Genomic DNA, 21014 nt, shown 5'->3' with positions numbered 1-21014 from the left:
GAGCAGCCATGGCATCCGCGCTCCCGATGCCTGACGAGAGGAGCGCTTGAATGGCCGACATCAACTCCAAGCTGGAAATCGGCGTGACCACCGGGCCGATCCGCGGCAGCCGCAAGATCCACGTAGAGAGCGCGCGTTTCCCGGGACTGACCGTGGCGATGCGCGAGATTTCCCTCGAGCCTTCGAGCGGCGAGCCGCCGGTGCGGGTCTACGATACCTCGGGTCCCTACACCGACACCAATGTGATGATCGACATTGCCGCAGGCCTGCCCAAGTTGCGCCGTGACTGGATCATGGGGCGCGGCGACGTCGAGGAGTACGATGCGCGCGAAGTGAAGCCAGAGGACAACGGCTTGAAGGGGCCTGACCGCTCGGCCGGCGTACCGGCGTTCCCGAATGTGGTGAAGCGCCCGCTACGCGCGAAGGCCGGCGGCAATGTCAGCCAGATGCACTATGCGCGGCAGGGCATCATCACGCCCGAGATGGAATACGTCGCGATCCGCGAGAACCTTGGCCGCAAGCAGGCCAAGGAAGCGCTGATCCGCGACGGGCAGGACTGGGACGCTTCGATCCCCGACTATGTCACGCCGGAGTTCGTGCGCGACGAAGTGGCGCGGGGCCGTGCGATCATCCCGTCGAACATCAACCACCCCGAGAGCGAACCGATGGCGATCGGGCGCAATTTCCTGGTCAAGATCAACGCCAACATCGGCAATTCGGCCGTGGCCTCGGACGTGGCCAGCGAAGTCGACAAGATGGTCTGGTCGATCCGCTGGGGTGCGGACACCGTGATGGACCTTTCGACGGGGCGCAACATCCATGACACCCGCGAGTGGATCCTGCGCAACTCGCCGGTGCCGATCGGCACGGTGCCGATCTACCAGGCACTGGAAAAGGTTGGTGGCGTGGCCGAGGACCTGACCTGGGAGATCTTCCGAGACACGCTGATCGAGCAGGCCGAGCAGGGCGTGGACTACTTCACCATCCATGCCGGCGTGCGCCTGCCGTACATTCCGCTGGCGGCCAAGCGCATGACCGGGATCGTCAGCCGTGGCGGTTCGATCATGGCCAAGTGGTGCCTGGCGCATCACAAGGAGTCGTTCCTCTACGACAACTTCGACGAGATCACCGAGATCATGAAGGCCTATGACGTGGCCTATTCGCTGGGCGATGGCCTGCGCCCCGGCTCGATCTACGATGCCAACGACGAAGCCCAGTTCGCCGAGCTCTACACACTGGGCGAACTGACCAAGCGCGCCTGGGCACAAGACGTGCAGGTCATGATCGAAGGCCCCGGCCACGTGCCGATGCACAAGATCAAGGAGAACATGACCAAGCAGCTCGAAGCGTGCGGCGAAGCGCCGTTTTATACGCTCGGGCCGCTCGTCACCGATATCGCCCCGGGCTACGACCACATCACCAGCGGCATCGGTGCTGCCCAGATCGGCTGGTACGGCACGGCGATGCTCTGCTACGTGACGCCCAAGGAGCACCTTGGCCTGCCCGACCGCGACGACGTCAAGGTTGGCGTGGTGACCTACAAGCTGGCGGCCCATGCAGCCGACCTCGCCAAGGGCCACCCGGCGGCGCAGGTCCGCGACGATGCGTTGAGCAAGGCGCGCTTCGAGTTCCGCTGGCGCGACCAGTTCAACCTGTCGCTCGATCCCGACACCGCCGAGCAGTATCACGACCAGACGCTGCCGGCAGAGGGCGCGAAGTCTGCGCACTTCTGCTCGATGTGCGGGCCGAAGTTCTGCTCAATGAGGATCAGCCAGGAAGTGCGCGAATTTGCTGCCAAGCAGAACCAGCCGATCGAGACGTTCGTTGCAGCTGATGAAGCAGAAGCGGAAGCGGGCATGAAGGCGATGAGCGCCAAGTACGACGAGATGGGCCGCGAGCTCTACATCGGCGCGGGCGGGCGCGAACACGACTGATCTGCCAGACGTCGGGCATGTGCCGGGCGGCATCTGGCGGGTGGCACGAGGAAGGACGGCATGTGGAGGGCGGCGGGGAACCCTGCTGCCCTCCATCCATTGCCTAGACAATCGGGCGCCACTTCCGTGCGCCCTGTCAGACGCAGTGGAGATGGCCATGAAGAAGGCCCTTATGATTTCCGCCCTGGCGGCGGCTACGCTGACCGGTGCGTGCACCAGCAACGGCTATTACGATCGACCCGGGTACGCTGACGGCTATGGCGACTGGGGGTATTACGACCGCGGGTATTACAACCAGAACGGCCGTTACGACTACAACAACCCCGATCCCCGCTATGGCGGGTATTACGCTGACCGTTATTACCGCAACAATTCGCGGTATCGCGAGCGCCAGCTTTCCTATGACGACCGCGTCTACCGCGGACGCGACGGACGCTACTACTGCCGCCGTTCGGATGGTTCGACGGGCCTGATCGTAGGCGGCCTTGGTGGCGCGGCTGCAGGCGCGATCATCGCCGAGGGCGACAGCAAGCCGCTGGGCGCAATCATCGGCGCGATCGGTGGCGCAGCCATCGGTGCGGCTATCGACAGCGGCAACCGTAATCGCAATGACCGTACGAATGTACGCTGCCGGTAAACAGTAATCTGGCTACATCGGTGGGCTCCCAAGTGGAGCCCACCTGTCGATCAGGTGTTCTTGATATTTTCGAGTCCGGTGACCACGCCGGGCTTTTGCGACGGGTTGGAAGCGTTCAGCTTCTTCGGCTTTTCAGCTTTGGGTTTGCGAACCTCGCGGTTCGATTTCTTCTGGCCCTTGGCCATTATCGTTCTCCATGCGGGCGGTTGCCCAGTACCTGGCTAGGCGCATCTGGGGCCAATAGCGAACCTTAACGCGCCAACCGGGCCAAAGCTTCGTCGAGCGCGGAGAGGAAGCGCGAACGGTCTGCCTTTGAGAACGGGGCTGGCCCACCGACGATGTCGCCCCCAGCCCGCAGGTCCGCCATGATGGCCCGGTTTGCGATCTGGCTCCCTATCGAGCTGGTGGTGAAGGGCCTACCTGCCGGGGAAATCACCGTGGCGCCGGCTTTGATACCGCGTTCGGCAAGCAGTATATCTGCCGTAACGATGACAGAACGGGCGTGCGCAGCTTCGGCGATCCAGTTGTCTGCTGCATCGAAACCGTCACTTACCACGACCCGACGGACGAGCGGGTGAACCGGTACACGGAACGGCGAATTGCTGACGACGACGACCGACACGTTCCGACGGTAGGCGACCTTGTAAATCTCTTCCTTGACCGGACAGGCATCGCCATCGACGAGGATTTGCAGCGTTTCTGACATCGCCGGGTCATAGCCGGGCGGCTGTGCGATTGCCACTGCGCGCGATACCATTCGCCAAAGAGGTTCAATGGTGCTACAAGAGCGCCGCTGACGTCGAATTTTGCGACGGACTTCGGCCTAGACTACCGCCCGTTCGCCCTTGTGCGCATATGCGGCCTTCGACGACGATTTCCTTTCAATTGACGAAACACGCACGGCCCGGCGGCACTTTCGCTTCCGGGCAACCTTCGTTCTTGAAAGGACATCCCATGCCCGTAGGCACCGTAAAATTCTTCAACACCGAAAAGGGCTATGGCTTCATTCAGCCGGACAACGGCGGCGCTGACAGCTTCGTCCACATCTCGGCCGTCCAGGCTGCCGGCATGGCCAGCCTCGATAAGGACCAGCGCCTGAGCTACGAGGTCGAGACCGGCCGCAATGGCAAGGCCTCGGCCGTCAATCTCGCTTCGGCCTGATCGATCTTCGGCTTCGATAGGGACTTTGCAACGGGTTCGATGCCTGCCATCGCGGCCTGATGCGTAACCAGACAGAAGCCGAACTGCAGGTCCGCCTGCGCCGCGCTGCGTTCAACCGTGCGCTGGCGGAGGCGGACCTAGCCGCCATCGGGGAAATCATCGCTCCCGATGTCATGATGATCACTGGCAGCGACAGCGCCGTGATCGCCGGGCGCAAGGCGCAACTTGCCGCCTGGAAGCGCGAGTTCGCGCATGTCCCGAGAACGCTCTATGCACGCACGACCGATCGCGTGATCGCATCCGCAGTCGAGCCGATCGCGATGGAGCAAGGCCATTGGCAGGGCGCGAACGACGGTATTGTGGCGGCGTCCGGCATCTATTCTGCCAAGTGGCGCTTGTCGCGCACCGGTGCCTGGATGCTGATGGCCGAGATATTCGTCACGCTAGGCTGATGAATAAGCGTGATTTACGTAGCTGAGCGCAAGTTTGATATTAACCACACATGGCGATCCTTGCGGCATGCTTATCAGGCCTGCCACATCGCATACGCTTACGCAGTGCTGGTACACCCGCATTCATCAGCCGGGGCCGAAGCGCTGGCGTGACGAGAACGGCACGCTGCACGCTGTTTGCCGCCATTGCGAACGCGAAGTTCACTCGCAAGGGGGCAAGTCGTGGGTGCTTTCGGACGGGATCGATCTTGATGCCCTTGCCACAAGCTCGAGCATCCGGTTCATCTGCGTGACCAATATCGCAGATGGGTTGGTGGTGGCACGCTACCCGATCGAGCGGGATGCCAGCCCCCGACAAGTCGAGGACTTCTTGAGCGAGATCACCGCGCGCCATGAAGCTGGCACCGATGGAAAGAGCCTCGACGTGCGACTTATGGGAGGTCCGAAAGGGTGATGCGCACGGCCTTGGCCGGCTGAGCGTCGACCACCGGCTCGCGTTCGGGCTCGAAGCTTGCCCGCTGCAAGGTGCCGCGGTCTGCTGCAGGCGGCTCGGCGTCGTGGTCATCCTCGACGACTTGCGGGTCGGGCTGGAAATCGGGATCGATCTGCTCGGGCAGCTGCACGGCGCTATCGCTCGAATTTTCTGACCAAGGCGCATCCCAGGCAGCAAGCTTGAGCGGGGCGCGGCGCATGAGTGGAGCCTGCGCTATCGGGTACCTTTCGTAAGTGACCGCAGCAATTTCGGGATAGTCGGCAGCGCTTGCGGAGCGATAGGACTTGTCATGCGACGCCTGGCTCGTGGGCACGACGCTGGCCGCGGCAAACCCAACACCTGCTCCGATCACGATCATCGCGGTGGCAAAGCGGTCGAACGACACTGTTCCATCTCCTCATGCCCCTCCTTCGTCTGGAGCAATGCGGAACGGTGGTGAGTGGTTCCGGCCACAACGAGCACGCGGCAGGCAGGGAGTGGAAATGCCAAGGGCGCCTCCGTTTCCGGAAGCGCCCTACGCTTTTTACCGGTTCAGCGCGTAGCTGGCGCGGTTCACGGATCTTGCACTGCTAGCCAGTTGGCGAGGCAGCCCCGTGTTGCTTGGCAGTCAATCGTTGCTGGCAGCAGCCTTGCTTGCGATCGGCTTGACGTCCTTGACGTCAAACGAGACCGGGCGGCCATTGAAACGGCCGGTGACCGAGCGCTTGGTGACCTTCAGTTCGAACGGGACCTTGCCAGCATAGGCCGAACCCTTGAGAACCTTGACTTCGCCCTGCTGCTCGGCGGTGTAGTCGTACTTGACGCCCTGATAGGTGAAGGAGCCGGTTTCCGGCTCGGCAGCGAAGACCGGCGTGGCGATCAGAACGGCGGCGGCTGCGGCGAGAACAGTCTTGATCATGGCAATATCTCCTGGAAGATAAGGAAAGATTGCCTTCAGCACCCTTATCTTGTTGCGTTGCAGCATACAAATCGTGTGCAGTGCGGCAATTGTATTTCGGGATGCTGCAGTTGCATGTTCTGCAAGTGGTGGAAAAGTTGCGGAATCGCAGATGGTTAGCGCCTCGTCCAAGACCGCGACATGCCCAAACATACGTAAGCATGCCTAACATGGATCAGCGCAATCATCGTCCTGTCGGAGGTTGGGGCCGTCTGGCAGAGCGGCGGAACATGACATGCCTCAGGCTATTCCGGTCCTGCCCACAAGCTTTGGACGCGGATCCCGTGGGCTGGATCAGGAGATCACCAAGCTCAGGCATTCCTCGCTCATTATCCTTCCATTGCTGTTTGTGAGCGCTTGCGGAAGCCGGGGCCGAAGATCCCCAGGTGCCGTCCACGACGGCGGCGGATGAGCAGGCAGCGGCTACATCGACGGTTGTCGAGGAGGCGTCTGGCGCAGCGCGCGGAGATGCGGTGCCGCTGACCGGACAGGCTTTTGCCGATGCAATGTCAGCCAGTGACAGGTTTGAGCTTGAAAGCGCAAGGACCGTGCAGTCGGCGGGTGTGGCTGGAACCACGCGAAGCTTCGCCCAGATGATGATCCGCGATCACCAGAAGTCGAGCGACGAATTGCGCAGGACCACCAGTGAGGTGGACAAGGTGCGGTTGGACGAGACTCCGGCAATGACGGCCGATCAGCAGGCACAGCTTGCCGCGCTGAAGGCCGCCAACACGCAGCAGATGCCCGCAATCTATGCGCGGCAGCAGGTGGCGGCGCACGAAAAGGCACTGGCCATGCTCCAGACCTATGCCCAGAGCGGCGACGCCAAGCCTCTCATGGACTTCGCCGGCAAGACTGCGCAGGTCGTGAGCCACCACCTTGAAGAGGCCCGGCGGCTTCCCTGACGCAAATCAGCGCTTGCGGACAAATTCGGCGCGCAGCACCAGGCCCTTGATGCCGGGATACTTGCAATCGATCTCCTGCGGATCGCCGGTGAGGCGGATCGACTTGATCAGCGTACCCTGCTTGAGAGTCTGGCCAGCACCCTTGACCTCCAGATCCTTGACCAGCGTCACCTGATCTCCGTCTGCCAGCAGATTGCCGACGGCATCGCGCACTTCCACGGCGTTGGCCGCCGCCTGCTTTGCCGCAAGCTCGGACGCCGGCAGCCATTCGCCGCTATCCTCATCATAGACATAGTCTTCGTCTTCGCTCATCGTTCCCTCCGTTTGGCGCTCCCTTGCACGCAGTGGGGAGACTTGCCAGCGAAAGTGGTACCGATGGGAGGATTGCGTGGAGCGCACAATCGTGAGGCTTGGCGCTGGCGATGCCGACGCGGCAACACAGACGCTCGCGGCGGCATTCCGCGACGACCCGGCGATGTGCTGGATGTTTCCCGATGCTGCGACAAGGGCGCGGCGAATGCCCCGGCTGATCCACTGGATGTTCCACGACCATCTGCGGCACGGCATGGTGCTTGGCACGCCCGGATGCGAGGTGGTGACGCTGTGGCGCCCGCCGGGGACCGTTCACGAACATGCGCCCCTGACGCCACCGGCACTGGTGCGCTTCGTCAGGATGCTGGGCACCGCTGTCCTGCGGGCCGAGCGGGCGGATCGCATGATCGGCAAGCATCTGCCCAAGGGAGAAGGGCAGTTCTATCTGCGCATGGCAGGCGTTCGGCCTGACCGGCAGGGACAGGGACTGGGCGGACTTGCCATCCGCGCCGGGCTGGCCGAAGCTGACGCGAAGGGGCTCCCCGCTGTGCTGGAGACTGCGACGGAGAGCAACGTCGGGCTTTACCGCGCAATGAGATTCGAGCTGGTCGACACCTGGCCGGTGGCCAAAAATGGTCCGACATTCTGGACGATGACGCGGCCGGTCCCGGTCAGGTGACGGCATCGATCATCAGCTTTCCGCCGAGCAGGACCATCAGCAGGTAGATGATCGTATAGAAGCGCTCCGGCTGCAGCACGCGCACCACACGGACCGAAACCAGCGTGGTGATAATCGCCAGCGGCACGAGCATGGCGGCGGCGACGATGACGTCATGGGTAAAGGCTCCGAGCATCACATAGCTCGGCACCTTCAGCCAGTTGATCGTAGCAAACAGGATGCTGTTGGTACCAGCGTAGGTAAGGTGCGGCAGCTTGCGCGGGGTGACCCACATCTGGAATGGCGGCCCTCCGGCGTGGGCTACCTGGCTGGTGAAACCGGTGGCGACGCCGAAAAGCGCGCCGACCCAGCCGGGCGAGGCTGACGCTGCCACCTCGCGATTGCCGCGTTCGATCCAGAGCCGGTAGATGCCAAACAGAAGTGTTATGGCGCCGAGCACGCCCATCAACGCCTTCTCGTCGACGCTGGCGGCGATGGCCCAGCCTATGCCGATACCGACCGCGGCCCCGGGCAGCATCCAGCCGACGATCCACTTGTCCCACGCATGACGGAACGACCAGACGCTGACCACGTCCTGCACGATCAATATGGGCAGCAGAATGGCCGCGGCTGTCGATGGTGGCAGGACCAGCGCGGCGACCGGCGTTCCAAGAGCGCCCAGGCCCGAAAAGCCACCCTTGGCCATGCCAACGAGGACGACCGCTACCGCACAGGCAGCGACGACGGCAGGATCGGAAAGAAGCATTGTCTAGCGGTGCCTTGCCTTCCACGGCCAATCGGTGACGCCGCCGGTCCACAGCGCCAGCCAGACGAGCAGCGGTTGAGCGAACATGCGGGGCACGTGATAGACAAGGCCTGCGCCGTGGCCGGGCTTGGCCATGTCTAGCACAAAGTGATTTATGTTGGCCGGGAATACGCAGACGGCATAGAGCGCCAGCCCGATCGCTGCCGCTCGGCGCAGGGGAAGCGAAATGCCTTGGGCGAGGCCGACAGCGCCGAGCAGTTCAGCGATGCCTGTGAGAAACACGACCTCTTCCGGCATGGGGACCCAGCGGGGCATGATCGTCATGAACGGAGCTGGCGCGGCGATGTGGATGACACCGGCGGCAAAGTAGAACAGCGCCAGGATCCAGCGCAGGACGTTTCGTGTCATGCGCCTGGCTTCCAGTCGGCGGGAGCGAGCGTGAAACCGCTGAAATCGAAGCCCGGGGCGACGATACACGAGACGAGCGCGTAGCCGTGCGCGCCAGCCAGTGGCTCGGCCGATTGCCAATGGCCGGTCGGGACTACGCCCTGAAGCTCGTGGGATGAAATGTTTCCGCCCAAGATTTTGGTTGTCGGCGGCGTCTTGTCATTCTCGTAGACATGGAGGGCCAGCGGATCGCCCGACTGCCAGATCCAGATCTCGTCGGCATCGACCGCATGCCAGTGCGAACGTTCGCCGGCAGGCAGAAGGAAGAGGATCGCAGTGCTTGCCGGGCGCTGGCCGTGCTCGGTCGGTGCGCGCCAAGTCTCGCGGTACCAGCCACCTTCGGGGTGCCGGGCGAGGTTCAATTCGGCGATGATGTCTTGCGCGGTGAGCATCGAGGAACGGTTGCCGCTGGCAAGGGGCGTGTCAATCACCACTGCGCTGGTATCAGGTGAACGGGGATGCACGAGATGGCTGTCCATCCCAGATCGGCGATGACGGCATTGCTTTCCTTCGCCGCCCGACCTTCTGCCAGTGACCAGGTAATGTGCCATGTTCCCCCGTCGGGTCGTGCGGTCGAGCCATCGATCTCGACAACATAGGCTTCGACGCCCTGACCATCGTCAGCGTGGCCGACAATGGCACTGCTTGTTACGGGATTGGGCAAAACATTGCCGCTGACGGAGAGCGTTACGTGATCCGCGACCGGCCGGCCGTAACGCAGAGGAAGGGCGGCAAGCAGGGCGTCGCGCTGAATTCTGTCCAGCTTCCAACCCAATGTCATGCCGCCCCCTTTCGTGCAGGTCTTATTGGGGCGTGGTCAAGGCCCCGGTTACCCAGATAACCGTCAATGCGCCGATCGCGAGGATCAGGCTGATCAGCAGGACCCAGCGGACCACGTTGAGACCTTCGCCCCCGCGAACTTCCTCGGTGGTAATGTGTGTTTCTTCGCCCTGTCGTTCCATGGCGCTTCTCCTTCGGTAGGACCGTGTTTGACGACTCTACGCGCGGGAAAGCGCCCTGTTCCGGCCCATGTCCCGAGGGGCAGGGGCCGAACCGGAATTAAACCAGATGAATCAATCGCGAAGCAATTCGTTGATGCCGGTCTTGCTGCGGGTCTGCGCATCGACCGTCTTGACGATCACGGCGCAGTAGAGCGAGGGGCCGGGGGTGCCATCGGGCAGGGGCTTGCCAGGCATCGCACCAGGGACGACGACAGCATAGGGTGGTACACGACCAATGTGGACTTCGCCGGTCGCACGGTCGACGATCTTGGTGGAAGCGCCGAGATAGACGCCCATCGACAGCACCGCGCCTTCGCCGACGATCACGCCTTCGGCCACTTCCGAACGCGCACCGATGAACGCGCCGTCCTCGATGATCACCGGGCCAGCCTGAAGCGGTTCGAGCACGCCGCCAATGCCGGCGCCCCCGGAAATGTGCACGTTCTTGCCGATCTGCGCGCAAGAGCCGACCGTTGCCCAGGTATCGACCATCGTGCCTTCATCGACGAATGCGCCGATGTTGACGAAGCTTGGCATCAGCACCACGCCCTTGGCGATGTGGGCGCCCTTGCGGGCAACCGCCCCGGGGACGACGCGAAAACCGGCATCGCGGAAGCGGTTCTCGCCCCAACCGGCGAACTTCGATGGCACCTTGTCGAACGCAGGCGCACCGCCCGAGCCGGCTTCGATCACGGCATTGTCATTGAGGCGGAACGAGAGCAGCACGGCCTTCTTGAGCCACTGGTTCACGCGCCATTCGCCGCCGATCTTTTCGGCGGCGCGTGCCTGGCCGCTGTCAAGCAGTTCGAGCGCTGCTTCGACCACTTCGCGCACAGCAGCGCTGGCCGGGGTGACGTTGGCGCGATCTTCCCAGGCGGCTTCGATGGCAGCTTGCAGCTGTTCGGTCATGCTGTGTCTCCGTGCGCGATCATCGTGGAACAAAATTGCGTGGCGACTAGCCCAGCGATGCCGCCTCGGCAAGGCTCGCAATCGTATGATCTAGCCAAGCGACGATGTCGTCGGCGATGACATCGATCGCGCCGTCGTCCTTGGCGCGATCACCCCAGTCGGTGCCGAGATCAAGCCACACGGTCTGCATGCCCAGCGCCTTTGCCGGGGAGAGGTTTCGGGCCATGTCTTCGACGAAAACGGCGGTGTCTGGATGGATCGCGAAGGCCTCGATCATTCCGGTATAGGCGGAAGGCTCGGGCTTGGGCCGATAAGCCATGGCGTGGATGTCCCACACGGCCTCGAAGCTCCCCGCAAGGTCAAGCGCGGCAAGCACTTTGGCCGCATAGGCATCGTCCCCATTCGTGAAAAGAATCTTGCGCCCTGGCAGGCGTGCCAGCCGGTCTGCAAGACGCGGCGCGGCGGCCAGCGGGGCCATGTCGATATCGTGCACGAAGCCCAGGAACTCGTGCGGATCAGTGGCATGATAATGCATCAGGCCCGAAAGGGTCGTACCGTGATCGTGGAAGTAGAGCTTCTGCACACGGCGAGCCTCCTGGCCATCGCAGCCGAGCAATTCCTGAATGAATTGCCCCATGCGCTGATCGATCTGATCGAACAGCCGCGTAGAGGGGGGATAGAGTGTATTGTCGAGATCGAAGATCCAGCAATCCACGATGGTGGGATCGAACGGCATCGGGATTTCCTCGCACGGTTGTGTCATTCGACATTTACCGACTGGCAGTTATCAGCAAGGTTTGGGGAATGCCACAGGAGGCGAGAAGCATAATGGCCAGCGTGCGGCTTTCTGCCGGTTTTACAACTGCTACCGCTCTGGCCGGTTGCCTGGCACTTGCCGGATGCGGCGGCGGAGGCATTTCCAGCACGCCTGCGCCAACTCCCGCTCCGGCGCCAGCTCCGACGCCAACCCCGACGCCTTCCCCGGCACCGACACCTTCTCCCACACCTACGCCGACGCCGACGCCAACGGCGACACCGGCCGGGATCAATTTCGACACTGCCGAATATCGCCGCTCCGACGGACCGACCTTGCATCGTGCAATCAGCGCATGGCAGGCCGGCGCCGACGGCAAGGGCGTGACCATCAGCATTGTCGATTCCGGCATTGATACTGCAAATACAGAGTTCGCCGGCCGGATCGCAGCCTCTTCGCGCGACGTCGTCTCCGGACGGCAGGTGGCGAACGCAGACGATGACCACGGCACCCAGGTTGCCCTGGTGGCTGCCGCAGCGCGCAACAATTCCGGCATTCTCGGGATTGCCTGGAACGCGACTGTCCAAATGTTGCGGGCCGACACCGACGGATCCTGCTCGAGCGGCGACGGCTGCACGTTTTCCGACAGCAACATTGCTGCCGGCATTGATGCCGCCGTGAATGCGGGGGCCCGCGTCATCAACCTGTCTCTGGGCGGGGACGCGGCCAACGCAGTCCTGCGCAATGCCGTGGCCCGGGCAGCGAATGCCGGCGTTGTCGTGGTCATCTCGGCAGGGAACGAGGGCAAGAGCACTGCAGCCGGTGTCGATCCCAACAATCCAGATCCGCTTGCCGCTTCAGTCCTGCAGGCCGCACCGGGCAACGTGATCATCGTTGGCTCGGTTGACGAGAACGGTACGCTTTCGGACTTCAGCAATCGGCCCGGTACGCTGGCCTCGTCGGTCATCATGGCGCAAGGGCAGGGTATCTGCTGCGTTTATGACGGCAGCCAGATCAGGACGACCACCAACGCGCAAGGCACGTTCGTCACGGTCGTCAACGGGACCAGCTTTGCAGCGCCTCAGGTCTCGGGCGCGGTGGCGCTGCTGGCACAAGCGTTCCCAAACCTGACGGGTGCACAGATCGTGAGCCTGTTGCTGCGCACCGCGCGCGACGCCGGTGCCGCTGGCACGGATTCGCTCTACGGACGCGGCATCCTCGACATCGCCAACGCTTTTTCGCCGCAGGGGGCAACCTCGCTTGCCGGGACGGCGACGCAGGTCTCGCTGAGCACTCTGGCCGGGGCCACGAGCACCGCCATGGGCGACGCCATCACCGGCAGTTCGGTCGGAACCGTAATGCTCGATGGCTATCAGCGCGCCTATCGCCTCGATCTGGCTGCAGGCTTGCGTAGTGCGGCCTTGAGGCCAGTCCTGCACGACAGCCTCAGCACCGGCTTGCGCCCCTTGGCGATCGATGCCGGCCCCGTGGCACTGGCCTTCACGGTGGATCGCCGTTTCGGCGCCGTGCCGATGCGGCTGGAGCCCGGACAGCAGGCGCAGGCGCGAGTCCTCGCATCTTCGGTGGTGACGCGGCTCGACAAGTCCCTCGATCTGGCGCTGGGCTGGAAGGTCAGCGCGGACAGCCTCACCGCGCGGTTGCAGCAGCGGCACGAACCGCAGTTTCTTGTGGCGGGCATGGCGAGCGGGCTCTTCACCCGGCCCGAGACGGGGATGGCGGCGCGCTATCGGTTGGGCAAGCTTGGCCTGACGGTTTCGGCGGAGCGCAGCGTGCTGGTGCGGCCCGATCCCTTGCGCGAACGGCGCGAGGACTGGATGACGCAGATCGGCTTTGCGCTCGATGGCGGGCAGGGCGGGGCGTTCGATTGGCGGCTTGGCCTCGGCCTGATGCGCGAGGAGCGCACGGTACTGGGCGCGCGGTTTGCCGATGCGCTGGGCGGCGGTGGGGCGACGACGGCGACTGTTTCGCCGGGGCTTGGCTGGCGGTTTGGGAAGGGCTGGGCGCTGGGCGCGACTGGCAGCCTCGGCTTCACGCGGATCGACAGTGGGGCGGTGGCGACCGGTGGTTCGCGACTGGTGTCGTCATCGTGGAGCGTAGATCTATCGCGCGAAGGCGTGCTGGCGGGTGGCGACCGACTGGCCTTGCGCGTCTCGCAACCGCTGCGGGTTGAGCGCGGCGGGTTGGAACTGAACCTGCCGGTAGCGTGGGACTATGCGACGCAAAGCGCCACTTTCGCCCGCGTGCCGCTGTCGCTGGCGCCTAAGGGGCGGGAGCTTGATGCCGAACTGGCCTGGGCGACGGCGCTGTGGGGCGGCGATGCCTCGGCCAGCGTGTTCTTCCGCCGGGAGCCGGGGCATTTTGTGGGTGCGCCGGACGATGGTGGGGTTGCGGTAAGGTGGTCGCGGGGGTTTTGAGAAGTGACACCATCCTTGTTTGGCGAAGCGACTGACGGTGGGTGAAACCGGACGTTGTTTGGATTATCCTGATCATCGGCACTGTAAGGGAGGCATAGATTGAGGCGAGACAGAAGGCTCCTACTAGCACTGATCCTCTTTAGCGCCGCTCTTGTTGCCGGTATTATTCAAGCATGGATCATCCGGCTTTATATCACCGCAGCGGTCATGGGGGGAGGAGACTACTGGGACCACTTCGTTGGCATTTTCGGAGGTCGGTCTGTAGGTAATGGACCGAATAGGTTTTGCTTCGATTACTGCGCTCCTACCTTGCCGTTCATTGCAGGCTGGATCGCGATTTCTGCATTCGTGGGAGGTGTCTTTGCGGTGCTGTTAGCGTGGTTGAAGCCAGCGCGGTTAAGTGTCTAGCGTTCGCAAATGGGCGAAAGAGGACATGCTAGTTGTGCCATCCGCTCTCACACAAAACTGATCAGCGCTAGTTTGGCTCACCCCTTCGGCACCACATGCCTTAACTTCGCGCCTTCACCATCCTCCAGCACATAGATCGTGCCATCCGGGGCCTGCTCGATTTCGCGGATGCGGTTGCCGAAGTCTATGCGCTCCAGTTCCGTCGCCTTTTCGCCGTCGATCTTCACGCGGACGATGCCGCCTGCGCCCAAGGCGGCGATCAGGGCCTGGCCTTGCCATTGGGGGAAGGCTTGGCCGGTGTAGAAGATCATGTCGCCCGGCGCGATGACGGGGTTCCAGCTGATCGCGGGCTGGGCGAGGTCAGGGCGGGTCTTGTTGCGGGGAATCGGCTTGCCGTCGTAGTGGTCGCCGTCTGACACCAAGGGCCAGCCGTAGTTCTTGCCGGGTTCGACGTGGTTGATTTCGTCACCGCCGGCAGGGCCGTGTTCGAGGTCCCACAGGCGGCCGTCGGGCGAGAAGGCGAGGCCGAGCAGGTTGCGGTGACCGTAGGACCAGATTTGCGCCGAAACGCCGCCCTTGTCGGCAAAGGGATTGCCGGGAGCGGGGGTGCCATCGGGCAGGAGGCGGATGACCTTGCCGAGGTTGACCGCAAGGTCCTGTGCCGGGGTGAACTTCTGCCGCTCGCCCGAGGAGATGAACAGGTACTTTCCGTCTGGCGAGAAGGCGATGCGGTGCGAGAAGTGGCCCTTGCCGGTGACCTTGGGGAACTGCCGCCAGATCACATTTAAGCCTTCGAGGCGCGGCGCGTCGCCCATCACCAGTTTGGCCCGCGCGACGACTGCGCCGCGCGTGTCGCTTTCGCCCGCTTCGACCCAGCTGAGATAGACCATGCCGCTCTGAGCGAAATCGGGTGCGGCTACGACGTCGCCGAAGCCGCCCTGTCCGCCGTAATCGACGGTCGGCGTGCCGGAGACGTCAACGGCGTTGCTCGTGCCTTCGGTCCAGAGCTTGAGCTTGCCCTTCTTCTCGGTGATCAGTGCCATCCTGGTGCCGGGCAGGAAGGTCATCGCCCATGGCTCGTCAAAGGTGGCGACGTCGGTGATCGCGATGCCAGCGGCGGCCGGATCGGCACCTTGGGCGGAAATCGATGAGCCGCAGCTTGCGAGAAGCAAGGCGAGCGGCGATAGCGAGCGCAGGATCGGATTCGTCATGCAAGCCACAATGCCCTCAGACGCCAGTTGTGCCACCTCCTTTTCGTCCATGGTCACCATTGGCGTGGACGAGGCGGGGCGTGGGCCTTTGGCCGGGCCGGTCGTGGCGGCAGCCGTGGTGCTGTGCAAGCCGCGGCCATCAGGGCTGGACGATTCCAAGAAGCTGAGCGCGGCACGGCGGGCGGAGCTGGAAGAGAAGATCAAGCGCCGGTGCAGATGGGCGGTTGGCGTGGTCGAGCCCGAGGAGATCGACCGGCTCAACATCTTCGGCGCGACGATGCTGGCGATGACGCTGGCAGTGCAGGCGTTGTGCGATCAGATTGCGCATGACGAGGGCGTGGGCGAGGTGCTCGTCGACGGCAACTTGACGCCTCATGGTCGTCGGCCAGAATGGTGCTGGCCGGCGCGGCCGATCGTCGGCGGGGATGCGCTGGAGCCGTGCATATCCGCCGCCTCGATCATCGCCAAGGAACACCGCGACCGGATCATGCGCGAGGCGGCGCTGGAGCATCCGCACTACGGGTGGGAGCGCAATGCAGGATATGGCACGCCCGAACACCTTGCGGCGCTGCGTGAACATGGGCCGACCCCGCTGCATCGGCGCAGCTTTGCTCCGGTCGCGCAGTTGCAGTTGCTCTGACGAAAAATTTTGGTGGTGAGTCCGCGCGGACACACCACCAGATGTTGAGTCTCGTAGGCTGTCCAAGACTCAACATATCGAAATAGACTCTGTTCGTTCTCATCCTGAACCCCGCGCGACTCGCCGAATTCTGGCGAGTCGACGCTTGACGGCGAGTCCGCGATGACTCAAACGGTGACCTTATCCACAAGGGGTCAGGGACAAGATATGGCAGTTGCAGTCAAGGAACGCGCGAAAGCATTGCGTGCGGCGCCGGCAAAGGTGCTGAAGGCGGATGTTGCGCTTCCGGTAAACCAGATCCTGCGCGGTGACTGCATTGCCGAGATGCGCAAACTCCCCGATGCCTCGATCGACATGATCTTTGCCGATCCGCCTTACAACCTGCAGTTGGGTGGCGATCTGGCGCGGCCTGATGGCAGCCATGTCGATGCGGTGACCAACGACTGGGACAAGTTTTCCAGCTTTGCGACTTACGACAAGTTCACCCGCGAATGGCTGGCCGAAGCGCGACGCCTGCTGAAGCCCGACGGGTCGATCTGGGTGATCGGCAGCTATCACAACATCTTCCGCGTCGGCACGATCCTGCAGGACCTGGGCTTCTGGATCCTGAACGACATCATCTGGCGCAAGGCGAACCCGATGCCAAACTTCAAGGGCACGCGGTTCACCAATGCGCACGAGACGCTGATCTGGGCATCGAAGAGCGAGAAGTCGAAGTACACCTTCAACTATCGCGCGATGAAGACGCTCAACGACGAGTTGCAGATGCGCTCGGACTGGGTGCTGCCGATCTGTTCGGGACCGGAACGCCTGCGCCGCAACGGCACCAAGGCGCACCCGACGCAAAAGCCCGAGGCCCTGCTCTATCGCGTGATGCTGGCAACGACCAACAAGGGCGACGTGGTGCTCGACCCGTTCTTCGGCACTGGCACCACGGGCGCAGTAGCCAAGCGTTTGGGCCGAGACTGGATCGGCTGCGAGCGTGAGGACGACTACATCGAAGTGGCGCAGGAGCGCATCGAACTGGCGCTGCCGCTTGATGAGAGTGCGCTAACGACAATGCAATCCAAGCGCAGCGCGCCCAAGGTGGCGTTCGGTGCGCTGGTCGAAAGCGGGATGCTTGCCCCCGGCACGCGGCTGACGGCCAAGAAGGCGAAGTTCGAAGCGGTGGTGCGCGCCGACGGTTCGCTTCAGGCCGGCGCGGAGATCGGTTCGATCCACGGACTTGGTGCCAAGCTGCAAGGCGCGCCTTCGTGCAATGGCTGGACGTTCTGGCATGTCGAGCATGAGGGCGAGGTGAAGCCCATCGATGCGCTGCGGCAACTCTACCTCCTCGCCGTCGAGGACTGATGCCAAGCGTCTATATCCGGCCAATCGCGCTGGCCGACAGTCCGCAGGCGGAGGACGGCGAAGCGATCAGGCTGGGCGGAGGACTGGTCTATGCCAGCCGCTTCGGCCTGCTCGTGTGCGATGGCACCAAAGTGGTGTCGCGACGCCGCTTTGGTGGAGCCGAGGCACGTGAGGCTATTGCCGGCCTTCCCGATGCACTTGCCGCCGATGCGACAGAGCAGTGGGACAACTTGCGCCGCTCACACGCGCCAATCGCTTGCGGTCAGCGCATGCTGCGGCTCGACCAGCCGCAGCTCATGGGCATCCTGAATGTGACGCCTGACAGCTTCTCTGACGGCGGCAAGTTCCTCGACAAGCCCGATGCAGCGTTGGAACATGCGCACGCGATGCTTTCAGCCGGGGCCGCGCTGATAGATGTGGGCGGAGAATCGACGCGGCCCGGCGCAGGCGCGGTGTGGGAAGGGGACGAGGTGAAGCGCGTCGTCCCGGTGATCGAGAATCTGGCGGCTGCGGGCGCCGCCATCTCGATCGACAGCAGGCGATCGACGGTGATCGAGGCCGCGTTGGCCGCAGGAGCGCATATCGTCAACGACGTATCGGCAATGCGCCACGATGCCCGCACGGCCGAGATCGTTGCGCGATCCGGTGCGCCAGTGATCCTGATGCATGCGCCAGGCAGTGACGGGGATCTTCATGCCGATGGCGACTATGCCGATGTCGTGCTGGATGTCTTCGACGCGCTGCGCGAACGGCGCGATGCCGCAATGGCGGCGGGAATCGCACGGGACAGGATCCTGCTCGATCCGGGCATCGGCTTTGGCAAGTCGCTCGCCGAGAACCTTGCCCTGATCAATGCGCTGCCAATGTTTCACGCGTTGGGCCAACCGATCCTGTTCGGCGCAAGCCGCAAGCGGATGATCGGTGCGCTTTCGAACGAGGCGCCTGCGCACCAGCGCATGGCTGGCTCGGTCATGCTGGCGCTCAAGGCGATGGACGCGGGATGCCAGATGGTGCGCGTGCATGACGTTGCCGAGACGGTGCAAGCACTGCATGTCTGGCGGGGCCTACGCGATGCGGCGCTGACGGACTTCAGCCAACTGGCCTAGAGCGATACGCCACCGTCGCTGACGAGGCACGTGCCGGTTACGGTTGCCGCAGCGTCTGAAAGCAGGAAACCGATCTGCGCGGCGACCTCCTCTGCGCTGGCGAAACGTCCGAGCGGTGTTGCATCGCGCGCCATTGCCGCGAGAGCTTCGGCCCGGCCACCATGCTGTTCGACGAGGGCTCCGAACCATTCTGCACGGTCCCAGATGCCGGTATCCACGCCACCCGGGGCAATGGCATTGACCCTGACGCCATATCGCGCGGCTTCGGCTGCAGCGACCTTGGCAAGCTGGATGGTTGCGGCCTTCGATGCCGAATAGGCAGCAGTGCCGGCCGCCGCCTTGATGCCCGAGACTGACGCGGTGAGCACGACGGCTCCCTTGCCGGCCTTCTTCATCACCCGAAGCGAAGTGCGCAAGGAGAGGAACATGCCATCAAGATTGACGGCGAGCGTTTTGCGCCAACTGGCGATGTCGAGATCGGTGATTTCGCCGTTGGAGGCTATGCCCGCGTTGAGCACGGCATAGTCGATGGCCCGTCCTTCGCGCTCCAGGAGTTTCCAGAGCGCAGGATCGGATACGTCACCGCCGACCGGGGAAACGCGGCACGACAGCTTCAGTTCGTCGAGGGCCGGACGATCCAGATCGATAACAATGAGTTCGCCGATGCCTTGCGCATCAAGCCATCTCGCACTGGCGGCGCCGATGCCTGAAGCGGCTCCGGTCACGAGCGCGGTCCGCCCTGCAAATTCCGTCATTCCCATCATGACGAAAGGCTAGCGCGGGTCAGGCGGCGTTGTCGATGCCCAGTTCCGAAAGCTTGCGATAAAGGGTGGAGCGCCCGATACCGAGGCGCCGGGCAACCTCGGTCATGCGGCCGCGGTAATGGCCGATGGCAAGGCGGATGACGTCGGCCTCGATTTCCTCGAGGGGGCGCAGGTTGCCGTCAGGAGCGAACAGCGTGATGCCGGCACCGTCGGTGACGCTGGGCGCGCGGCGGCTGCTTTCGCCGATCATGCTGGAAAGGCTCGGGAAATCCTGCGCCGTCAGCGCTTCGCCATCACAGAACACGGCGGCGCGGAACAGGGTGGCCTGCAATTGGCGGACATTGCCGGGCCAGTCATAGGCGGCAAGCAGTGCCAGTGCGCCGTCGGTGATCCCGAGCGGGCGAAGACCGGGCTGTTCTCCGATGCGGGCAAGGAAATGGCGGGCCAGTGCCGGGATGTCGGCAGGACGTTCGCGCAATGCGGGCAGGTGCACCTGGGTCTGCGCGAGCAGTGCATGCAGATCCGACCGGAAATCCCCAGTCTCGACAAGATCTCGCAAACCGGCGTTGGCGCAGGCTATCACCCGCACGTCGACCCGGAACGAGTGGCGGGCGCCGATCGGTTGGACATCGCCACGATCGAGGAAGCGAGCGAGGCGTTCCTGAACGTTGTCTGGCAGGCGATCGACCTCGTCGATCACGAGCGTGCCGCCATCAGCATGCTGGAGCAGGCCTACGTGCCGTTCGAACGCACCGGCGAAGGCACCCTTCTCGTGGCCGAACAAGGCCGATTCTATCTGGTTGGCGGGAATGCCGCCGGCATTGATCGTCCGCAACGCGCTGCGGCTTCGCGGGCTTGCGGCGTGCATGGCGCGCACAAGCATTTCCTTGCCCGTGCCGCTTTCGCCTTCGATCAGGATATTCCCGTGGGTGCGGGCGGCCTTGGCTGCAACAGCAAGCGCCGCCCGGAAGGCTGGGGCTGCGCCGATCATCGAATCGAAGTCGAGTGGAGCGCCCAGCTTTTCGGTCAGGGGCTGCAATTCGCTGGCGTCGGTCTCGCGTGACGTCGCACTGCGCAGAGCCTGCAGCAAACGCTCGGGAGCAACCGGCTTGATGAGGTAATCCGTGGCCCCGGCGCGCATGGCCTCTACGGCAAGGAGGGGCGAACTGCTGGTTGTCAGCATGAGGATTGGCAGAGCGGGGCGGCGGGCCTTGAGTTCGGCAATCAGGGCGCAGGCATCGTCGCCCGGCACCCACTGGTCGAGGATGATCGCGCCAAGCTGCATGCCCTGGCGCGTACCGAGCGTGGCAATCGCACTCTCCGAATCGCGCGCGATGATCGTGCGCCATCCCTCCCGCGATGCCAGCGCTGAAATCAGGCGGCACTGGGCGGGTTCGTCATCGATCAGCATGAGAAGGCGCTGTTCGGACTCCTGCATGTCTACCTTTATGACCCCCGCAAATACGTCAGGAGCCTTGCTCTAAGGCGATAGGGTAAAGAGCCGATTAAGCGCTATGCGACTGCTCCACACTTGAGAGTGCAGACAGCGAGCGCTAGAGCATGAATGTCGCGCCCCGGTGGCGCATGGTTTTTGGGGAAGAAAATGGCTCCGGCAAACGACATCAAGGCTGCTAAGTCGACCTACGAAGGTTTCGTGAACATGGTGAAGTGGGCCACGCCGGCAATTTGTGTGCTGGTTTTCGTGGTCATCCTGGTGATCCAGTAAGAGCGCCG

The 21014-nt window shown here is 63.5% G+C and carries 27 protein-coding genes; 12 read left to right on the top strand and 15 right to left on the bottom strand.

Annotation, left to right across the window (positions count from 1 at the left end; translation table 11 throughout):
• The first annotated feature begins 50 nt into the window (after window positions 1–50).
• Together thiC and B9A23_RS02225 are read left to right on the top strand one after the other, a co-directional pair.
• Entirely contained in the window at window positions 51–1934 is a 1884-nt protein-coding gene (thiC, locus tag B9A23_RS02230) for a phosphomethylpyrimidine synthase ThiC (RefSeq protein ID WP_084277209.1), read from the top strand.
• Window positions 1935–2091: 157 nt separating this feature from the next.
• On the top strand, window positions 2092–2571 hold the full coding sequence (locus B9A23_RS02225) for a hypothetical protein (RefSeq protein WP_084277499.1): 480 nt from the start codon (window positions 2092–2094) through the stop codon (window positions 2569–2571).
• Window positions 2572–2621: 50 nt separating this feature from the next.
• Here the strand turns inward: B9A23_RS02225 and B9A23_RS23185 are convergent, their stop codons facing one another.
• Complete coding sequence (locus tag B9A23_RS23185) at window positions 2622–2756, bottom strand: hypothetical protein (RefSeq protein WP_254894924.1); 135 nt, start codon at window positions 2754–2756, stop codon at window positions 2622–2624.
• Window positions 2757–2821: 65 nt separating this feature from the next.
• A complete protein-coding gene (locus tag B9A23_RS02220) occupies window positions 2822–3277 on the bottom strand; it encodes a YaiI/YqxD family protein (protein ID WP_084277498.1) in 456 nt (151 codons plus the stop codon).
• 248 nt (window positions 3278–3525) lie between these two features.
• On the opposite strand from B9A23_RS02220, the gene B9A23_RS02215 reads away from it, so the two are divergent.
• The 3 genes from B9A23_RS02215 (at window position 3526) to B9A23_RS02205 (ending at window position 4638) form a co-directional block, all read left to right on the top strand.
• Window positions 3526–3732 (top strand): cold-shock protein, encoded by a 207-nt coding sequence (locus B9A23_RS02215; protein ID WP_084277208.1) that lies wholly within the window; start codon window positions 3526–3528, stop codon window positions 3730–3732.
• 59 nt (window positions 3733–3791) lie between these two features.
• Window positions 3792–4184 carry a DUF4440 domain-containing protein gene (locus B9A23_RS02210; protein ID WP_084277207.1) on the top strand — a complete coding sequence of 131 codons (393 nt, stop codon included), beginning with the start codon at window positions 3792–3794 and terminating at the stop codon, window positions 4182–4184.
• Between the two features lie 67 nt (window positions 4185–4251).
• Window positions 4252–4638 (top strand): hypothetical protein, encoded by a 387-nt coding sequence (locus B9A23_RS02205; protein ID WP_084277206.1) that lies wholly within the window; start codon window positions 4252–4254, stop codon window positions 4636–4638.
• On the opposite strand, the gene B9A23_RS02200 is transcribed toward B9A23_RS02205, so the two are convergent.
• Entirely contained in the window at window positions 4616–5062 is a 447-nt protein-coding gene (locus B9A23_RS02200) for a hypothetical protein (protein WP_084277205.1), read from the bottom strand. The two genes, B9A23_RS02205 and B9A23_RS02200, sit on opposite strands and share 23 nt — an antisense overlap.
• A gap of 222 nt (window positions 5063–5284) precedes the next feature.
• On the bottom strand, window positions 5285–5575 hold the full coding sequence (locus tag B9A23_RS02195; RefSeq protein WP_084277497.1) for a hypothetical protein: 291 nt from the start codon (window positions 5573–5575) through the stop codon (window positions 5285–5287).
• Window positions 5576–6000: 425 nt separating this feature from the next.
• On the opposite strand from B9A23_RS02195, the gene B9A23_RS02190 reads away from it, so the two are divergent.
• Window positions 6001–6519, top strand: coding sequence for a DUF4142 domain-containing protein (locus tag B9A23_RS02190; RefSeq protein WP_084277204.1), 519 nt, complete (start codon window positions 6001–6003; stop codon window positions 6517–6519).
• 6 nt (window positions 6520–6525) lie between these two features.
• Here B9A23_RS02190 and B9A23_RS02185 read toward each other — a convergent pair whose 3' ends face one another.
• On the bottom strand, window positions 6526–6831 hold the full coding sequence (locus B9A23_RS02185) for an alkylphosphonate utilization protein (RefSeq protein WP_084277203.1): 306 nt from the start codon (window positions 6829–6831) through the stop codon (window positions 6526–6528).
• 76 nt (window positions 6832–6907) lie between these two features.
• On the opposite strand from B9A23_RS02185, the gene B9A23_RS02180 reads away from it, so the two are divergent.
• Window positions 6908–7510 (top strand): GNAT family N-acetyltransferase, encoded by a 603-nt coding sequence (locus tag B9A23_RS02180; protein ID WP_084277202.1) that lies wholly within the window; start codon window positions 6908–6910, stop codon window positions 7508–7510.
• On the opposite strand, the gene B9A23_RS02175 is transcribed toward B9A23_RS02180, so the two are convergent.
• From B9A23_RS02175 to B9A23_RS02150, 7 genes are all read right to left on the bottom strand, one after another.
• Entirely contained in the window at window positions 7503–8255 is a 753-nt protein-coding gene (locus B9A23_RS02175) for a sulfite exporter TauE/SafE family protein (RefSeq protein WP_084277201.1), read from the bottom strand. The two genes, B9A23_RS02180 and B9A23_RS02175, sit on opposite strands and share 8 nt — an antisense overlap.
• A gap of 3 nt (window positions 8256–8258) precedes the next feature.
• Window positions 8259–8663, bottom strand: a complete 405-nt coding sequence (locus B9A23_RS02170; RefSeq protein WP_084277200.1) for a DoxX family protein — start codon at window positions 8661–8663, stop codon at window positions 8259–8261.
• A complete protein-coding gene (locus B9A23_RS02165) occupies window positions 8660–9094 on the bottom strand; it encodes a cupin domain-containing protein (protein WP_084277496.1) in 435 nt (144 codons plus the stop codon). The genes B9A23_RS02170 and B9A23_RS02165 overlap by 4 nt, the downstream gene beginning before the upstream one ends.
• Before the next feature lie 35 nt (window positions 9095–9129).
• On the bottom strand, window positions 9130–9483 hold the full coding sequence (locus B9A23_RS02160) for a hypothetical protein (RefSeq protein WP_084277199.1): 354 nt from the start codon (window positions 9481–9483) through the stop codon (window positions 9130–9132).
• A gap of 22 nt (window positions 9484–9505) precedes the next feature.
• A complete protein-coding gene (locus tag B9A23_RS22655; protein ID WP_176217844.1) occupies window positions 9506–9664 on the bottom strand; it encodes a hypothetical protein in 159 nt (52 codons plus the stop codon).
• Between the two features lie 111 nt (window positions 9665–9775).
• Window positions 9776–10612: a 2,3,4,5-tetrahydropyridine-2,6-dicarboxylate N-succinyltransferase gene (gene dapD, locus B9A23_RS02155; protein ID WP_084277198.1), complete on the bottom strand. Its 837-nt coding sequence runs from the start codon at window positions 10610–10612 to the stop codon at window positions 9776–9778.
• Window positions 10613–10658: 46 nt separating this feature from the next.
• Window positions 10659–11348, bottom strand: a complete 690-nt coding sequence (locus B9A23_RS02150; RefSeq protein WP_084277495.1) for a pyrimidine 5'-nucleotidase — start codon at window positions 11346–11348, stop codon at window positions 10659–10661.
• A gap of 353 nt (window positions 11349–11701) precedes the next feature.
• Here B9A23_RS02150 and B9A23_RS02145 point away from each other — a divergent pair, with 353 nt between their 5' ends.
• Window positions 11702–13801, top strand: a complete 2100-nt coding sequence (locus B9A23_RS02145) for a S8 family peptidase (protein ID WP_176217843.1) — start codon at window positions 11702–11704, stop codon at window positions 13799–13801.
• A gap of 485 nt (window positions 13802–14286) precedes the next feature.
• On the opposite strand, the gene B9A23_RS02140 is transcribed toward B9A23_RS02145, so the two are convergent.
• Complete coding sequence (locus tag B9A23_RS02140) at window positions 14287–15420, bottom strand: PQQ-dependent sugar dehydrogenase (RefSeq protein WP_084277494.1); 1134 nt, start codon at window positions 15418–15420, stop codon at window positions 14287–14289.
• Between the two features lie 49 nt (window positions 15421–15469).
• Here B9A23_RS02140 and B9A23_RS02135 point away from each other — a divergent pair, with 49 nt between their 5' ends.
• The 3 genes from B9A23_RS02135 (at window position 15470) to folP (ending at window position 18516) form a co-directional block, all read left to right on the top strand.
• A complete protein-coding gene (locus tag B9A23_RS02135) occupies window positions 15470–16060 on the top strand; it encodes a ribonuclease HII (protein ID WP_084277196.1) in 591 nt (196 codons plus the stop codon).
• Between the two features lie 207 nt (window positions 16061–16267).
• Window positions 16268–17410, top strand: coding sequence for a site-specific DNA-methyltransferase (locus tag B9A23_RS02130; protein WP_084277195.1), 1143 nt, complete (start codon window positions 16268–16270; stop codon window positions 17408–17410).
• A complete protein-coding gene (gene folP, locus B9A23_RS02125; protein WP_139797284.1) occupies window positions 17407–18516 on the top strand; it encodes a dihydropteroate synthase in 1110 nt (369 codons plus the stop codon). The genes B9A23_RS02130 and folP overlap by 4 nt, the downstream gene beginning before the upstream one ends.
• On the opposite strand, the gene B9A23_RS02120 is transcribed toward folP, so the two are convergent.
• Both B9A23_RS02120 and B9A23_RS02115 read right to left on the bottom strand, forming a co-directional pair.
• Window positions 18513–19280 carry an SDR family NAD(P)-dependent oxidoreductase gene (locus B9A23_RS02120; RefSeq protein ID WP_368655922.1) on the bottom strand — a complete coding sequence of 256 codons (768 nt, stop codon included), beginning with the start codon at window positions 19278–19280 and terminating at the stop codon, window positions 18513–18515. The two genes, folP and B9A23_RS02120, sit on opposite strands and share 4 nt — an antisense overlap.
• Before the next feature lie 19 nt (window positions 19281–19299).
• On the bottom strand, window positions 19300–20718 hold the full coding sequence (locus B9A23_RS02115) for a sigma-54-dependent transcriptional regulator (protein ID WP_084277193.1): 1419 nt from the start codon (window positions 20716–20718) through the stop codon (window positions 19300–19302).
• Between the two features lie 165 nt (window positions 20719–20883).
• Between B9A23_RS02115 and B9A23_RS02110 the strand changes: the two genes are divergently transcribed.
• The gene (locus tag B9A23_RS02110) at window positions 20884–21006 is read left to right on the top strand and encodes an aa3-type cytochrome c oxidase subunit IV (protein WP_139797307.1); all 123 of its coding nucleotides are present in this window, start codon (window positions 20884–20886) and stop codon (window positions 21004–21006) included.
• The last annotated feature ends 8 nt before the right edge of the window (window positions 21007–21014 follow it).

The organism is Novosphingobium sp. B1, assembly GCF_900176395.1.
Lineage (GTDB): Bacteria > Pseudomonadota > Alphaproteobacteria > Sphingomonadales > Sphingomonadaceae > Novosphingobium.
This window is presented reverse-complemented; position numbering and strand designations above follow the sequence as displayed.

Coding starts and splice junctions, on each gene's coding strand:
- B9A23_RS02225 (WP_084277499.1), top strand. CDS start 2,092: ATGAAGAAGGCCCTTATGATTTCCGCCCTGGCGGCGGCTACGCTGACC.
- B9A23_RS02160 (WP_084277199.1), bottom strand. CDS start 9,483: ATGACATTGGGTTGGAAGCTGGACAGAATTCAGCGCGACGCCCTGCTT.
- B9A23_RS02195 (WP_084277497.1), bottom strand. CDS start 5,575: ATGATCAAGACTGTTCTCGCCGCAGCCGCCGCCGTTCTGATCGCCACG.
- B9A23_RS02210 (WP_084277207.1), top strand. CDS start 3,792: ATGCGTAACCAGACAGAAGCCGAACTGCAGGTCCGCCTGCGCCGCGCT.
- B9A23_RS02175 (WP_084277201.1), bottom strand. CDS start 8,255: ATGCTTCTTTCCGATCCTGCCGTCGTCGCTGCCTGTGCGGTAGCGGTC.
- dapD (WP_084277198.1), bottom strand. CDS start 10,612: ATGACCGAACAGCTGCAAGCTGCCATCGAAGCCGCCTGGGAAGATCGC.
- B9A23_RS02215 (WP_084277208.1), top strand. CDS start 3,526: ATGCCCGTAGGCACCGTAAAATTCTTCAACACCGAAAAGGGCTATGGC.
- B9A23_RS02120 (WP_368655922.1), bottom strand. CDS start 19,280: ATGATGGGAATGACGGAATTTGCAGGGCGGACCGCGCTCGTGACCGGA.
- B9A23_RS02220 (WP_084277498.1), bottom strand. CDS start 3,277: ATGTCAGAAACGCTGCAAATCCTCGTCGATGGCGATGCCTGTCCGGTC.
- B9A23_RS02165 (WP_084277496.1), bottom strand. CDS start 9,094: ATGCTCACCGCGCAAGACATCATCGCCGAATTGAACCTCGCCCGGCAC.
- B9A23_RS23185 (WP_254894924.1), bottom strand. CDS start 2,756: ATGGCCAAGGGCCAGAAGAAATCGAACCGCGAGGTTCGCAAACCCAAA.
- B9A23_RS02205 (WP_084277206.1), top strand. CDS start 4,252: ATGCTTATCAGGCCTGCCACATCGCATACGCTTACGCAGTGCTGGTAC.
- B9A23_RS02150 (WP_084277495.1), bottom strand. CDS start 11,348: ATGCCGTTCGATCCCACCATCGTGGATTGCTGGATCTTCGATCTCGAC.
- B9A23_RS02140 (WP_084277494.1), bottom strand. CDS start 15,420: ATGACGAATCCGATCCTGCGCTCGCTATCGCCGCTCGCCTTGCTTCTC.
- B9A23_RS02185 (WP_084277203.1), bottom strand. CDS start 6,831: ATGAGCGAAGACGAAGACTATGTCTATGATGAGGATAGCGGCGAATGG.
- B9A23_RS02115 (WP_084277193.1), bottom strand. CDS start 20,718: ATGCAGGAGTCCGAACAGCGCCTTCTCATGCTGATCGATGACGAACCC.
- B9A23_RS22655 (WP_176217844.1), bottom strand. CDS start 9,664: ATGGAACGACAGGGCGAAGAAACACACATTACCACCGAGGAAGTTCGC.
- B9A23_RS02135 (WP_084277196.1), top strand. CDS start 15,470: ATGGTCACCATTGGCGTGGACGAGGCGGGGCGTGGGCCTTTGGCCGGG.
- B9A23_RS02170 (WP_084277200.1), bottom strand. CDS start 8,663: ATGACACGAAACGTCCTGCGCTGGATCCTGGCGCTGTTCTACTTTGCC.
- B9A23_RS02110 (WP_139797307.1), top strand. CDS start 20,884: ATGGCTCCGGCAAACGACATCAAGGCTGCTAAGTCGACCTACGAAGGT.
- thiC (WP_084277209.1), top strand. CDS start 51: ATGGCCGACATCAACTCCAAGCTGGAAATCGGCGTGACCACCGGGCCG.
- B9A23_RS02130 (WP_084277195.1), top strand. CDS start 16,268: ATGGCAGTTGCAGTCAAGGAACGCGCGAAAGCATTGCGTGCGGCGCCG.